This is a genomic window from Thalassospira sp. HF15 (genome assembly GCF_011806525.1).
Lineage (GTDB): Bacteria > Pseudomonadota > Alphaproteobacteria > Rhodospirillales > Thalassospiraceae > Thalassospira.
Map to the genome: position 1 here is coordinate 1 of NZ_JAAVKI010000010.1, position 16,016 is coordinate 16,016.

At 50.4% G+C, this 16,016-nt stretch carries 6 protein-coding genes; all 6 read left to right on the forward strand.

Annotated elements, in window-relative coordinates:
* Window positions 1-1,143 (forward strand): calcium-binding protein (locus HED22_RS18810; protein ID WP_167725175.1); only part of this gene is annotated, 1,143 nt, incomplete at its 5' end.
* Window positions 1,144-1,588: 445 nt separating this feature from the next.
* Window positions 1,589-2,650: a PD40 domain-containing protein gene (locus tag HED22_RS18815; RefSeq protein ID WP_167725177.1), complete on the forward strand. Its 1,062-nt coding sequence runs from the start codon at window positions 1,589-1,591 to the stop codon at window positions 2,648-2,650.
* 821 nt (window positions 2,651-3,471) lie between these two features.
* Window positions 3,472-8,331 (forward strand): cadherin-like domain-containing protein, encoded by a 4,860-nt coding sequence (locus HED22_RS18820; protein ID WP_167725179.1) that lies wholly within the window; start codon window positions 3,472-3,474, stop codon window positions 8,329-8,331.
* Between the two features lie 236 nt (window positions 8,332-8,567).
* A complete protein-coding gene (locus HED22_RS18825) occupies window positions 8,568-10,745 on the forward strand; it encodes a type I secretion system permease/ATPase (RefSeq protein ID WP_254870289.1) in 2,178 nt (725 codons plus the stop codon).
* Window positions 10,729-12,177 carry an HlyD family type I secretion periplasmic adaptor subunit gene (locus HED22_RS18830; protein WP_167725183.1) on the forward strand — a complete coding sequence of 483 codons (1,449 nt, stop codon included), beginning with the start codon at window positions 10,729-10,731 and terminating at the stop codon, window positions 12,175-12,177. Before HED22_RS18825 ends, HED22_RS18830 begins: the two co-directional genes overlap by 17 nt.
* A gap of 332 nt (window positions 12,178-12,509) precedes the next feature.
* A complete protein-coding gene (locus HED22_RS18835; protein WP_167725186.1) occupies window positions 12,510-15,917 on the forward strand; it encodes an Ig-like domain-containing protein in 3,408 nt (1,135 codons plus the stop codon).
* Window positions 15,918-16,016 lie beyond the last annotated feature (99 nt).

Below are 16,016 nucleotides of genomic sequence, written 5' to 3' on the forward strand. Positions count from 1 at the left end.
GGCAGTTACAGCTTCATGGCGGGTGATGGCTATGTCGGCGAGGACAGTTTCACCTATCGCGTGACCGATGAGCATGGCTTGAGTTCCGAGGGCCTAGTCTCGTTGAGGGTCGGGCAATTTTTGACGGAACAGAGTATTACCAAGACAACAGGTGCTGCGGGTTGGAACTCATCCGGATATTCCAAGCAAAGTTACTCAGGTGAGCTGTCTCTGAGCATAAACGTTTCCAAAACAACGGCTGGGCGCATGTTTGGCTGGTCGTCAGGTAATTCCGGGTCCAGCTATGAAACAGTCGATTTTGCACTTTATACGGCTTCGAATGGTGCTCTCCAAGTTTATGAGAAAGGTGCCTATCTCACTGGTGGGTCATATAGCATTGGCGACGTCCTGAGTGTTTCGCGGAACAGTTCAGGTCAAGTGACTTACAGCAAGAATGGAGCTGTTTTCTATACAAGTGGCTCAACTGTGCCAACGGGCACACCATTGTGGGCAAGTACGCCAATACACGACATTGGTGGAACGCTTTCAAATATAAGTGTCACGGTAAATGGAGAAGTTGTCGAAGATTTTGCCTGGGAGTTGGATCCCGGCATGGAGCTCTCCGAAACAGATGTAGTGATCGATCCAGAAGCAATGGAACTGTCAGGTACATCAGGCCACGATGTTCTGAGTGGTGGAGCCTTGGACGATACACTTACCGGTGCAGCTGGAGATGACGTTCTTGAAGGTGGCGCGGGTAACGATACGCTTGTTGGTGGTGATGGTGCTGACAACTTTGTTTTTGGAGATGGATTTGGTAAGGATATCCTTGCGGATGCTGAATCAAGTGACAGTGTTTCCGTAATCGGAAGCACTGGCGTCAATGACTTGTGGTTCCGTCAGGACGGGAGCAGTCTGACCATCCAGTTGCTGGGTAGTGACGATACATTGACGGTCTCTGAGTGGTTCGATGGCACCAGCCAGCACCAACTGGATCAGGTGGCTTTGGCTGGCGGTGAGACGCTAAGTGGTGCCAATGTCCAGGCGCTGGTTGAAGCAATGTCTGTATTTGGTATCGATGAAATTGCTGCAGACACAATTGATAAGAGCAGCGAGGCCTACACCAATGTGCAAACGGTGATTGCAGCGAACTGGCAAAGCTAGAGTCTCAGAAGAGGGGAATTGAAGCTGCTATCAACAAGTCAGTAGCTTCAATTCCTAACCTTTTCACTGACTACATTGTGTAAGTAATTACATGAGACGGAAATTGTCAGCTTTTCTGTCAATCCTGCAGCTTTTTGTCAGCTTATGTGTCAATTGATGTCAACTTATCTGGCAATCGGAAATGCCAAGTTGTTGATTTCGCTGCATGTCGAATGTCATCTTTTGTGGTGCGTGACACATTTTTTCAAAATAACAATTTAATATCAATGGCTTACACTGAATGTGTCCCACGGTCAGACTGGGCAGTGGGGCAAAAGCCATGTCTTGGAGGTGGCTCCGGGTTGTCTAAGTGCCTTGTCTGGTTATTATCTAGGTTGAGTTCAGTGTGCGTATTGAGTCGCCCGCTAAGAAAGCATTTTGATTTGAGAGTTTCGGAGTGATGGTGGTGATCGACCTGACGCGCTTTAAAAGAATGATATTACGGGCGGCTTCGATATCAATCACGGTTATTGGTCTTACCCATCTCCAAGCTTGCGCAATGGGCCAATATCCATCTTCCGCAGAGAGTGAAGTCAAGTTTCATTTCGGGTTGATGGATTTCACGCCAGATAATCAGATGTTGATCTTCGAGTATGTATTACCGAATGGCGCCGAGAAAGTCGGATTTTACTTTCTGGGCTCAAAAGAGAGATTTCCTGTCGACTTACCGTCAAACAGATATTGGAGCGAACCGGCTGTAAGTCCGGATGGTCGCTATCTGGCATTGACGAGTGCGTGTGTTGTCTCTTGTTTAAAAGAAGACATGGGAGCGCAAATAGCTCTTATTGATCTGTCAAATAGTGAGCCGAACTTCAAGCTTATGACGACTGGGCCGGGATATAAAAGTGGTCCTGTGTTCACGAACAACGGGAAACATATTGTCTATGCTTTTGGTCCAGATAACGGCAGGTCTCATAGAGGACTTGCGCGTGTAAACTTTGACGGAGAAGAGGAAGTTCTTCAGAGGTTTGATGACTGGGGGATCGTGCGTGCAGTTCGTCATGCCTTTTTCGACAGTCACGGTAACTATTATGCTGCCATATATTCGGCGGACTCCGCGATCCGGAAGCCTCTTAAAAAGTATAGATCGGCGATTAGTTTTCCTGTTCTCTACAAATTCCGCCGAGGCGATTACAAAGTTCTAGATGTTGTTGAGTTTGCAAAGGAGACCTTCATCTCATCCCCATCTATTTCAAAAGATGACGAAATCGTTTTCTTGGGTTTCTCTGAGGAGGGGGCTGACCGTTTCAGGACTGATATCTATGCGAGTAAAGATAATGTTGTGAGAAAGATTTTACCTATGAATGCAAGAAACTCGTTCATGAAATCTTCTCGCGATGGGAGTGTGATGGCGATTATCTCAGCGGAAGATTTCTACAGCCAGAAGGATATTTATATTTATCGGCCTTCATCCGGTTTGGAAAAGACCGGAATCTCAGACGAGATTATTGCTGATCTTCAGCCTTGAGCTGTCGGGACAATTCCAAAAGACCGGACGATAAAAGCGCGACCAAGTGAGCCAGGGTTATAGTGTCATTGACGCTCTTTGGCGTGGGACACTCTGCGGCTAACATATTGATATGTTTCAGGCTGAATTGGACTTGCCGTGGGACACATACCTATTGATTTCATTGGGTTTTTTGTGCTTGTGCTGCTCCCTCCGGGCCTACCGTGGAGCAGTGTTTATAGAGCGTAATCACTGCTCCATCGCTCTCTATTTTTCCGTTCAAAATCAGTCAGAATTACTGGTCCGCCTGAATTGTCGAAATTATAGAAATCGGTGCGGACTTTCCTTCAAGACGTTTCATGGCAGAGCTAATCCCTTTGTATTCAAGCGATGGATTTTATTGGCCTCGGTCGAATTTAAAGCTGGGTAGCGTAGGGCTGTTGAGTTTCTATTATCTCCCGTCATGAAGTGCCAAGATGAACAGTTTCGAGAGTGGCAGAGGCTCTGGCAATTTCGACCTCGAAATTGCCACCATAGTGGCCCGTGAACTTAAGAGCGTTTTCCTATATGGCAGGCTTAATCGGGTCTTGGATATCAAGAATCCGAGCGGGATTTAGTTGGTTGTTTTACTTATGCTATTTAGCCCGTAAGTCGCAAAACTTATTACGATACAATTATTAATTGTTAACTTGACTGCTATGTAATTATAGGGCGTAATTTCATTTATCATTCTGATAGATATGGATTTTCCTTAGCGTAGGGGCAGTTTTTATCCAAAGAGTGCCAATTATGGTCCTTCTATCAGAATACAATAATTTCCTTTGCTAACCGGAGAATGGTCGATGTCAGTGAGCAGTTTGAACTGGGGTTCTGGTGGGATTGTTGGAACCATCAATGAATTGATGGATAACGTAACGGGTGAGTCGCAAATTACGCATTCAGCGTTGGGGCTTATTTCGTTTTCCGATGTCGACATTGACCGGTATCACAGCATCACTGTGAACGGCCCGGATGGGGCCATTGGCGGGTTTACCGCAATGGTTGCTGACCCGGCGACGGGAGACGGTTCAGGTACGGTTCTTTGGCAGTATTCTATTCCAGATGCGGCGACAGAACATCTCGGCGAAGGTGAGACCGTAACCGAGGTCTTCACCATGCACTTGATAGATGATCAGGGTGAAGAAGTGACGCAGGATGTCACGGTTACCGTTACAGGCAAAAACGACGCACCGGAAATCATTGCCCAATCTCCTGATGTAACGATCACTGCCCTGGCTGACGGTGCGGAAGGGGAAGGTGAGGCCACTCACTCCGCCACCGGTTCTGTTGAGTTCGACGATCTGGATCTCACAGACTCACATAGCCTGACCGTTTTCTCGCCATATGGTCACAAAGGCGAGCTCGTTGCCAACATCGTGCAGTCTGCAACAGGTGACGGCACGGGTGTGATTGAATGGAGCTATGTTGTCTCTGATGGTTCTCTTGATGATCTGTCGTCAGGCGACACCTTTATTGAGAATTTCCTGCTGCAGATCGATGATGGGCACGGTGGTGTTGTCCTGACGTCTGTGAACGTGACGTTAAGCGCGCCAGAAAATACGGCGCCAATCATTTCTGCGGATATTAGTGCTGCTCTTTCCGAAGATGATGCTCCGACGATTATCAATCTGTTGGCAAACTCAAGCGACAGTGACGGAGATGATCTTGATGTTCAGAATGCAGCGATCACCGTAAGTGACGGACGTCCTCTTGCCTATTCCCTGAGCTCGGAAACAGGTGGTTTGGCCTTTGATCCCGGTCAGTTCAATTACCTGGCGGAAGGTGAAAGTGTAACAATCACCGTCTCGTATGATGTTACCGATGGATCGGCGGCTGTGCCGGCTTCTGCGGCTATCGTCATCGAAGGGCGAAATGACGGACCTGTCGCCGTTCAAGATGTGGTGCTGGCGACCGAAGACACGACGACTTCGCCGATTACAGGCAATGTTCTTTCAAACGATACGGATGTGGACGGTGACACCCTGGAGGTCATCTCCGTAAACGGAGAGGCCGGGTATGTCGGGCAGCAGATTCAGGGTGTTTATGGCCTGATTACGATCGGCGCGGACGGCAGTTACAGCTACGTTCTTGATAACACGCTTCAGGCTGTTCAGGAATTGGCCGAAGGGCAGGTTGTCAACGAGAGTTTCAGCTATCAGATCCGTGATGAACATGGCGAAACAGCCATTGCCTCAGTTGATGTCACCATACATGGAACCAACGACCTTCCGGTTGTTGGCAGTGTCAAGCTTGGTGAAGTTGACGATGACGAAACCCGTATCATTACTTCTGCGGAGCTTCTGGCCAACAGTAGTGATGTTGATGGTGGCGCTCTGTCGGTTGTTTCAGTTTCTGTCGATGCTGAAGCCGGGGCTGTTTACGACAATGGTGACGGTACATGGACCTTTGTACCCCAGCTGGGCAATGTTCAGGACGATGTGCAGATCGAATTCGTTGTCTCAGACGGGACTGCGGAAACCACTGGAACAGCATCTATCGATGTGCTTCTGGGGAACGAAGCACCCGTTGCCGGTGATGACACATTCGAGATATTGGCCAACTCGCCGACTGTTATCGCAGCAGAAACGCTCTTGGCGAACGACACCGATGCAGACGGGGACAGTCTCAGCATTGTTTCAGTGCAGAATGCGGCAAATGGAACCGTTTCGCTGGATGAAAACGGAGATATCGTTTTTACACCCGACACTGGCTACACGGGCGGAGCTTCATTTAGCTACACGGTTTCTGACGGTCGTGGGGGAACAGATGTCGGCAGTGTTTCAGTCGATGTCCAGCCAGCGGTAGATGACTCATCAACGGTTGGCGAAAATACTTATTATCAGCGCTGGAATGCCGCCACGCTTGCAGATGGCAGCCAAGTGGTAATATGGGTCGATAAAAGAACTAATAAGCAGTTCATGGATGTTTACAGTCCCGACGGATCGGTGGTGGTTGATGATCAATATGTAGCCGATGAAAGAATTCTTGGGAGCCTGGTGCCGCTAAAAAATGGTGGTTTCGTATGGGGAGGGAGACGGCAATACGCGGTATACGCCGCTGACGGGCAAATGGTCGGAGATCCGCAAGCCATTCAGCTGCCGGGTGTTCCAGCAGGCCCCAAGTTTTCTGCGCGATCAGATGGTGGTTTCATGGTCGTCGCGTACCGGAACCAGACCACAGAAACTTGGGGCCAACGTTATGACGCCTCGGGCAATAAGGTCGGTGATTATTTCGAAGTCAAATATCCCCGAGCACCTGATTCCCAAGGCAATTCACAAGATATTCTGGGCGAGACTGTCCTCTCGGACGGCAGGTTTATTATTTACTCTCGGGAGCGTGTTTCCGGCACCTACACCCTTAATTTAAGGCTTTATAGCCGCGATGGGTATGCTCTTGGAGACCCATATGCTTTGGGCGACAGTTCCAGTTCCGCTATTGGAGGCAAGACTTTGACTCTAAGCGACGGCAGGTATGCCACGCTGTCGCAAGGTTCTGTAACGATATATAGCGTCAGTGCGACGAATGAGTTTATAGAAGAAACCAGTTTTGCCGTTGCGGCAAATACCGATTTCATCGAGCTTGCTGACGGCGGGTTTTTCGTTGTCGGCCGTAAGGACATAAATGGTACCACTGGAATTACCGGGCAACGATATAGCGCGGACGGCGTTGCGGTAGGTGCAGAGTTTAATTACGTTGATTTTGAACGTGCTAGTATTGGCAGAGTTGATATTGACGTTGCTCAGGATGGTGGAGCCTATGTGGTTTATCAGACCGGTAACGATAAACTTAGACGGTTTCATTTGAGCCAGCTTGTCACAGGTGGCACGGCTGCAGAGGGCTTCTTTGATTGGGAAGAAGTGGCTGCTGGAGACTTTGTTGAAGTTCTTGCCAATCGCAGCAACGTAATTGAAGCCTCTACGTTGCTTGACAACGATGCCGGCGCCGAAGGTTATTCCATTGTTTCTGTCCACAATGTAGAGCATGGAACCGTATCGCTTGACGCGGATGGTAATGTCGTCTTCACACCCGAGGATAACTATTACGGTAATGCTGTTTTTGGATATACATTGGTCAATAGTGCCGGCGAAACCAGTACGGCTTTTGTCACGATTGATGTTCGGGCCACTTTGGACAACGGAGAGGTTGTGACTTCGGAGGTCGAGGGGCAGCAATGGTCAACCATTGAGCTTGCTGATGGTAGCCAAGTCATTCTATGGCGCACTGCAGCAAATGGACCAAGTTACATTGATATTTATGATGCTGATGGTCAGTTGATTGCCAAAGATCAGTATCTGCGCGATGGCGCAAACATTCAACCGCTAGCGGGCGGTGGGTTTGCGATCTCCGCAAGCAACCAAGTTGGAAGTGCAATTTACGATAGTACCGGTGCGCTCGTGAAAGCTTGGGAGCCGCTTGTTGTTGAGAACTACTCCATGAGCCGTTCTAGAATTGTGCCACATTCTGATGGTACTTATGCTGTTGTGGCCTTTGGTAATCAACCTGGTGTGGGCTTTAGTCTTTTTGTCCAGCACTATGACACCGACGGTAACAAGATATCCGATACGTTCGAGCTTGATTACACCGATGGACCAAATCCCTTGCGCGGTGTGGAGGCAATCTCGGATAGTGCGTACATTTTATACGTCCTTCATCAAGACGGTGATGATTGGGCAATGCGTATGCAGGTTTACGATGTGCAATTAGGTGCGGTTGGTGATGCCTTCGATCTTGAAATTGCTCCGCCTGCTCAGTATTGGCAGGTAACGCATACGACTATCCGGTTGGCCGATGGACGTATGGCAACGATGATAGACGGAAAGGTCAATATCTACTCCCTAGATGCGTCACATGCTATTTCACTCGACAGCTCGTTCGCTGTTGGCGGTAGGACCGATAGCAGCGATTTGGTTGCTCTTGCCGACGGAGGAGTGTTTGTTCTCAAACATGAGGGATGGCGTGTGTTCGGCCAACGCTTTGATGCGGCAGGGAATGCCGTTGGCGGGGAAGTGGATTTTGAGGAACTAGGTGCCGGAGATGAGATTAGGGTTCGTCTGGAGCCGGCTTCTGACGGCGGGGCGGATATCGTTTATCAAAATGGTAGCAGCCTCACGAGAACTCATATTGATTCTGCGGTAACGGGTGGTGTTCTTGTTCGGCATCAAATTGAAGGAACCGATATAGATGATACCCTTTCGGGAGACTTCGCGTTTGACACCATCAATGGTTTTGCGGGGAATGATGTCATTTCCGGCGGTGCAGGTGATGATACTCTCACTGGCGGCGATGATGCTGACACCTTTGTCTTTGGCCGTGACTTTGATAACGATGTCATTACTGATGCCGAAACAGCAGATAGCATCCTGCTTCAATCCGAATTAAGTGCGGACGATGTCTGGTTGTTCCAGCAAGGTGATGATTTGGTGATCCAGTTGCTTGGTTCGGATGACAGTCTAACAGTAGCAGATTGGTATGCATCGACGGCGCAACAGGTCGGTGAAATCGAAGTCTCGGGAAGTACGTTAGACGCGGCGAATGTTCAGAGCCTAGTCGATGCGATGTCTGTGTTCGGGATTGGTGATGTTAGCGCCGACACAATCGACCACAACAGCACTGAATTCCAAAACGTGCAGACAGTAATTGCCGCAAATTGGCAAAGCAGTTAGGCCGATTTCCTAGAGCAGAACGTTATAATGCGTTCTGTGCTCTAGGCAGGGCTGGCTATCGATATGTTTCAAGCTTGTGAGGACTCTCCAGTCCACATAGTCAAAACCGTGTGCCTAGTTAAATGTTTGGAGTTGCTAATTTAATCAATCTATAATTGCAGTTTTGAACTGGACGATTATTAATACCCTTTCGTGCGCAGATGCAGGAGCTTCTGCGCCAAAGGTGGGGAAGTCTTTTGCAAGACCAAAACGGGGACAACCGACCAGATGACGACGGACCCAAGGATAGCGGTCTATTGGCGCTGGTCACGATTTTACGCTTTTTCAATCTGCCTGCAGATGCAGAGCAGATCCGGCATCAGTTTGGCAAACCCGGTGCGCTTTTCGCTATTGAGGATCTGCAGCTTGCAGCCAAGCGTCTGAAGCTGAAATCCCGGATTGTTCAGTCGGGTTGGGATCGCCTTTCCAAAACAAACTTGCCCGCCATTGCCGAAATCAAAAACGGTAGCTTTGTTATCGTTGCCAAAATTGATGAGGAGCAAGGCAAGGTCCTTGTGCAGGACCCGATTGCCGGGCGGGCCGTTACCGTCGATAAAGCCGAGTTCGAAGATAAGTGGTCCGGGCGTTTGTTGTTGGCAACGCGTCGCGCCGCGATTCTTGGTCAGGGCGGCAAGTTTGATATTTCCTGGTTCGTTGCAGCTCTTTCAAAATATCGCCGGATCTTTATTGAGGTGTTGGTTGCCTCTTTCTTCCTGCAGCTTTTTGCTCTGATCTCCCCGCTGTTCTTTCAGGTCGTGATTGACAAGGTTCTGGTGCATCGCGGACTGACGACGCTGGATGTTCTGGTCTTCGGGTTGCTTGTGGTATCGGTATTTGAAGTGCTGTTGGGCACACTTCGAACCTATATCTTTTCGCACACCACCAATCGGGTGGATGTAGAACTCGGTGCCAGGTTGTTTAGGCACTTGTTGTCACTGCCGATGGGGTATTTTCAGGCCCGTCAGGTCGGGCAAAGTGTTGCACGCGTGCGTGAGCTTGAAAGTATCCGCAATTTCATCACCGGGTCGGCCCTGACCCTTGTGATTGATCTGTTTTTCACCATCGTATTCTTTGCGGTGATGTGGCATTTCAGCCCGCTTCTGACCATGATCGTTCTGGGTTCCATCCCGTTCTTTGTCATTCTGGCCTTTGTCGTAACCCCCATCCTGCGTCGGCGTCTGGATGAGAAATTCCAGCGTGGGGCAGAAAATCAGGCATTTCTGGTTGAAAGCGTTACCGGGGTCGAGACGCTTAAGGCGCTCGCAGTCGAGCCGCAAATGCAGCGGCGTTGGGAAGAGCAACTTGCGGGTTATGTGCATTCAAGCTTCAAGACCGCCAATCTTGGGAATGTCGCTGGCCAGTTGACCCAACTGATTTCCAAAATCACGACTGTTCTGACGCTTTATTTCGGCGCAACCGCCGTTGTTGGTGGGGATATGACGGTCGGGCAGCTTGTGGCTTTTAACATGCTGGCCGGGCGTGTGACCGGGCCAATTCTGCGCCTCGCGCAGCTTTGGAATGATTTCCAGCAAGCGCGCATTTCAATTGATCGTCTTGGCGATATCCTGAACTCACCGACCGAACCAGCCTACAACCCGAACCGCTCCACACTCAATGACATCAAGGGTGATATCAAGTTCGATCTGGTGACTTTCCGCTATCGCCCCGATGGGCCAGAAATCCTGCGTCGGGTGGATCTGTCGATCAAGGCAGGTGAAGTCGTCGGTATTGTCGGGCCAAGCGGATCGGGCAAAAGCACGCTGACCAAACTGGTGCAGCGCATGTATGTGCCCGAAAGTGGCCGTGTGCTTGTTGACGGGATCGATCTTTCGATGGTTGATACCGCCTGGCTGCGGCGGCAAGTCGGTGTGGTATTGCAGGAGAACATCCTGTTTAACCGGTCGCTGCGCGAAAACATTGCGCTGTCTGATCCCGGTATGCCGATGGAGCGTGTGATCGAGGCCGCAAAACTCGCCGGTGCCCATGAATTCATCCTGTCGCTTTCGGATGGCTATGACACCAAGATTGGTGAGCGGGGATCAAACCTGTCGGGTGGGCAGCGCCAGCGTGTGGCAATTGCCCGTGCCTTGGTCAACAATCCGCGGATTCTGATCTTTGATGAAGCCACCAGTGCTCTGGATTATGAATCTGAGAAGATCATTCAGGAAAACATGCGCCGTATCTGTAAAGGGCGAACGGTGCTGATCATCGCCCACCGGTTGGCGGCGGTGCGCGATGCCGATCGCATCGTCACGGTCGAAGCCGGTCAGGTCATCGAAGATGGCACCCATGATGAACTTCTTCGCAACGGAGGTCGATACGCCAAATTGTATCAACTGCAGGCAGGGACGGTAAGTGATGTCGCTGCGCAGTAAGTTTGCAGAGTGTTGGGCTTACGCCAAGGAGGCCTGCAGCAAGGCCTTGCTGAAACTTGTCGAACGGTTCCCGCGCTTGAACCCGAATTCGGATCAGGCAAAATCACGTCGCTCAGCCGAGGAACGCGAGTTTCTTCCTGCGGCGATTGAAATCATGGAAACCCCGGCCAACCCGATTGGCAGGACAGTGGCGCTGTCGCTGGCCGCGTTCTTTACCATTGCCGTTGGTTGGGCGGTGATTGGCGAAGTTGATGTGGTTGCTGTCGCCCAAGGGCGGCTTGTTCCAAATGGTGGTGTCAAGCAGATCCAGCCGCTTGAAATCGGAACTGTGCGCGCTATTCATGTGCGTGATGGACAACATGTCGAGGCTGGGGATTTGCTGATCGAACTGGACCCGACTGAAAGCGAAGCCGACAAGGGACAGCTGTTGCATGAGCGTGATGCAGCGGCCCTTGATATTGCCCGTCTTAAAACCTTTCTGGATGGTCTGGATCGCCGGGAAATTCCGGCACTGCCCAAGCACGCGGCACTCAATGACGAAATTCTGCAAACGGCAGAACAAAAACTGCGAAGTGACCTTGCAGCCTTCTTTGCCAAGCTTGCTGCAAAGGATGCAGAGGCAGCAAAGCTCCGCGCAGAGCGTGCCTCAATCGATGCCGAAATCGCCAAAAGCCGGGAGCTTTTACCACTACTGGTCGAACGAGAAGGATCGCTTTCCGGGCTTGTATCGGATGGCATCAGCACCAAGCCGGTCTGGCTTGAAGTCAAGCAACAGCTGATCGAAACCAAAAGCAATCTTGAGATTTATCGCAACCGTCTTGAGGAAGCCGACGCGTCGATCTTGGCGGCCGAGAAAGACCGGGAAAATTTGATCGCACAAACCAAGCAGCAGACGTTGGAACAGTTGCTTGAAGCGCGTAACAAGTACGAGACCGCTGTCATCACACTGCGCAAAGCTGAAAGCCGCGAAGACCGCCATCAATTGCGTGCCCCGGTCAGCGGTACGATTCAGCAATTGGCAGTCCATACAGTGCGGGGTGTTGTCTCGCCCGCTGAAAGCCTGATGGTGGTGGTGCCCGATGATGTGGAGCTTGAGGCCGTTGCCAAGGTGCAAAACAAGGATGCCGGGTTTGTCGCGACAGAGCAGGACGCGGTGATCAAGATCGACAGTTTCCCTTTCACTCGCTACGGCAAGATCGACGGCAAGGTCAAAAGCATCTCGCGCGATGCTATTCAGGATGAAGATCTGGGGTTGGTCTATGAGGTCCGAGCTACCCTTGATAATTCAGAAATCTTCGCCGATGGCCGGATGGTTAAGCTGGTGCCTGGGATGACGGCGTCAATCGAGGTGAAAACTGGGAAGCGTCGGATTATCGAGTTTCTGTTGTCTCCTGTAATGAAGTACGGCGATGAGGCCCTCAGAGAAAGATGAAGCTTGAGCATCCTGTTAACGCGATGATAGAGCTGTGATCTAAACAAACAGCCCCGCAGCAGTTGCTGCGGGGCTGTTTTACAACGCAAGCGGATCTGATTTCTAAGACTTCTGTGTTTTAGTATGTAATAGTTGAAATAATCTAATTTTATACTCCATTTTTAGTGCAATATCGTTCTTGTTTAAACTAATAGATGCTTGTAAAGATGTTTTACAATTTTATATCGTGACATTTTCCGCAATCTTCTTCTTAATATTCATCATTAAATTCAGAGAGATAGGGGGCTCATCTACGTCGCTTCCTCTTTCGTCAGGCACCAAGGGGAATAGTCATGGCTGATCAACAAAATGAGAATGTTGTAGCAACGTCGGTTTGGGGGGCTGGTGTAGATTCCGGTCCGATCAATGAGCTGGCAGATGGTGCTCCGGGGGAAGCGCAAAACACTCATGCGTCTTTCGGTTTGATAGCTTTTAGTGATACGGACATCGCGCATTCTCACAGCATTTCGGTTGTTGAGCCGAACTCGTCTCTCGGAACATTTACGGCTTTTGTTGGTGACCCTGCAAATGGTGATGGAAGTGGGACTGTAGTTTGGCAATATTACGTCAATGATGCTGCGATTGAGTATTTAGGGGCTGGAGAAAGTACCACAGAAACCTTTGTGATGGTGCTGCTCGACGATCAGGGTGGAGAGGTTTCAAAAGAAGTCAGCGTCACCATCACGGGCAAAAACGATGCGCCCGAGATTGTGGTGTCATCGCCCGGTGCCATTATCAGCGAACTTGCCGATGGCGATGCCGGTGAAGGCGCGACAGAGCACACAGCGGACGGTACGGTCGAATTTTCTGATCTTGATCTGAGTGACGGTCACACTGTGTCGGTTGCGTCGCCTTCTGGCCACAAGGGGGTGTTGACTGCAACGCTTTCGCAGGATGCGACGGGTGGCAATAACGGCCTCGTTGAGTGGAACTATGTTGTTTCTGATGGCGCGCTTGATGAACTTGCAGAAGGCGAGACGCTGGTTGAAAGCTTCGAGGTCAGTGTTGATGACGGCCATGGTGGTGTCACGACGACAACCGTCGATATCACGCTGACAGGGACCAATGATGCGCCGGTTATTGACGGTGCAGTTGCAGTGCTTGGCGATGAAGACCAAGCCTCTGTGGTAGTTGATTTGCTGTCAAATGCCACGGATGTGGATGGTGATGCATTAAGTGTTGAGAATGTCGGTGTGACTGTCTCTGACGGTCGGGTACTGGATTATTCCATAGACCTGCAGACGGGCGCATTGGTGCTGGATCCTGGCCAGTTCAATGACCTTGCCGCGGGCGAAAGCATTACCATCAATATCGACTATGCGGTTTCTGATGGCAGGGTGCCTGTTGGGGCGTCGGCGGTTGTGACGATTGAAGGGCGCAACGATGCGCCAGCTGCCGTGGCTGACCTGGCGATTGTTACAGAAGATGTCACAACAGATCCATTAACAGGCAATGTTCTTGAGAATGACACGGATGTCGACGGCGACACGTTGCAGGTTGTTTCAGTAAACGGTCAGGCGGAACTTACCGGCCAGCAGATTATCGGAACATATGGCAGCCTTCTGTTGAATTCCGATGGCAGCTATGAATATCAGCTTGATAACGCCATTAGCGCCGTGCAGGCCCTTGCCGCAGGGCAGGTTGTGGTTGAAAGCTTTGCTTATTCCATCAGTGATGGTCATGGCGGAACATCGCAGTCCACACTTGATATCACCGTTCAGGGTACAAACGATGCGCCGGTTGTCGGCGATGTCGATTTTGGTTCGATTGACGAAGATACCAGTCGGATCATCACCGCCCAGGAACTTATGGCTAATAGCAGCGATATTGATGGAGATTCTCTAAATATCGCTTCGGTTTCTGTTAATCCACAATTCGGCACGATCACCGATAATGGTGATGGCAGTTGGACCTTTGTACCTTCGGCGAATTTTCATGGTGATAACGTCGAACTCAGTTTTGTGGTGTCTGATGGAGAGTTGGAAGATGGTGGCATTGCAACGATCGATATTTTGTCTGTCAACGATGCGCCGATTGCAGAAAATGATGGCTTTGTTGTCGAGGTTGATAGCACAGGCACTTTCAATCTTTTGTCCAATGACAGTGACATTGATGGTGATCCGCTAACAGTGACGCCATCCTCCTATGTGACAGCACAAGGTGTTGCGATTGCGGTGAACTCCGATGGTAGTTTCAGCTACAGCGCACCAGAAGGCTTTAGTGGCACCGACAGCTTCACCTATGAGATCAGCGATGGGCAAGGCGGCATGAGCACCGCGGTCGCATCAATTGAGGTGGATCACCGTCCCGATGTTTACGGCGGACGTATCGTTCTTCCTGAAGCGCAGACAGTTGAACACCGTCTTCACGGTATTGACGTCGATGGCGATGCATTGACGTTCGAGCTTGTCGATGGTCCGGCGAATGGCACAGTGACGGTCAATGCGGATGGCAGCTATAGCTTCACGGCGAATGATGGGTATGTCGGCGAGGATAGCTTCAGCTACCGCGTAACCGATGAGCATGGGCTGAGCCGTGAAGGTGTGATGTCGGTGCAGGTCGGGCCTGACCGCTCGCAGATGACTTTTGCGACGATTGATACGTCAAATGTTCATAGCAGCAATGTTGTCGATGAGGATGGCCTGCGTACGGATCACGATTATCCGAATACGTTCCAATCCGCTTCAAGCTCGATCAGTCTGCCAACGTCCGGGAAGTCCTATTTCGAAGTGACACCTGTTACGAGCGCCTCCGCGGCGGATTCCTGGAGGCTGCGCATTGGGATCATTGCCGCAGGCCGTGACCTGAGTGACCGTGTCGGCCGCGATAACCCACATCTGATCGGGTATTATGAGGATGAGTATGCGCTCGATCTCACACCGGAAGTGGGTGGTGGTAACGCATTGGCAGTGAACCAATATAGCGGTGGTCCAGATGGTGTCAGCGTTATCGCTGAGGACGCCTCTTTTTCTGATGGAGACAAGATCGGTCTGCTATATAACGCGGATACCGGAAGTTTGCGCTGGTTCCTGAATGGCGTTGACCAAGGGATTGTGTTTGAAGATATCCCGTCAGGAGAATACGACTTTGCTGTAAGTAGTGGCGACTTTGCTGTCGAATACAATTTCGGTCAGGAAGCGTTCGCTTATGACGGAGCAGATGCGACCGGTCTGTATGTAGTCGATCATGGTGCCGAGATTGATGGCACATCAGGCCATGACGTTCTGTATGGCAGTACTCTAAATGATGTCATTTCGGCAGATGCCGGTGATGACCTTCTCAAAGGCGGAGAAGGAGATGACACGCTCTTTGGCGGTGACGGGGCTGACACATTTGTCTTTGGTCTAGATGATGATGCAGATGTCGTAGAGGACGCCTCCGTTGATGATCATATTGAAATCACGGCGGGACTTGAAGCTGACGAACTATGGTTCCTTCAAGATGGCGAAGACTTGGTAATCCAATTACTTGGCCATCAAGACAGTTTGACGGTTTCAGATTGGTTCGATGGAACTGGTAACCATCAGGTCGAACACATTGAACTCGGTTCTGGTGCATCACTGGGCGGGGCAAATGTTCAGGCCTTGGTTGATGCCATGTCAGTGTTCGGTGTTGGAGATGTCATTGCAGATACGATTGATCGTAACAGCGAAGCGTTCTCGAATGTGCAAACAGTAATTGCCGCAAATTGGCAGAGCTAGCGGTATTGCTGATTAGAAAGTCAGCATACATTTAGACCAGATCAATTTTGATATGTGCTCTCCCCTCTCTTCAAAAGGTTTGATGAGAGGGGATTGATC

Excerpts from the sequence above, each read along its gene's own strand:
- HED22_RS18820 (WP_167725179.1), top strand. The coding sequence starts at position 3,472 with ATGTCAGTGAGCAGTTTGAACTGGGGTTCTGGTGGGATTGTTGGAACC.
- HED22_RS18830 (WP_167725183.1), top strand. The coding sequence starts at position 10,729 with ATGTCGCTGCGCAGTAAGTTTGCAGAGTGTTGGGCTTACGCCAAGGAG.
- HED22_RS18835 (WP_167725186.1), top strand. The coding sequence starts at position 12,510 with ATGGCTGATCAACAAAATGAGAATGTTGTAGCAACGTCGGTTTGGGGG.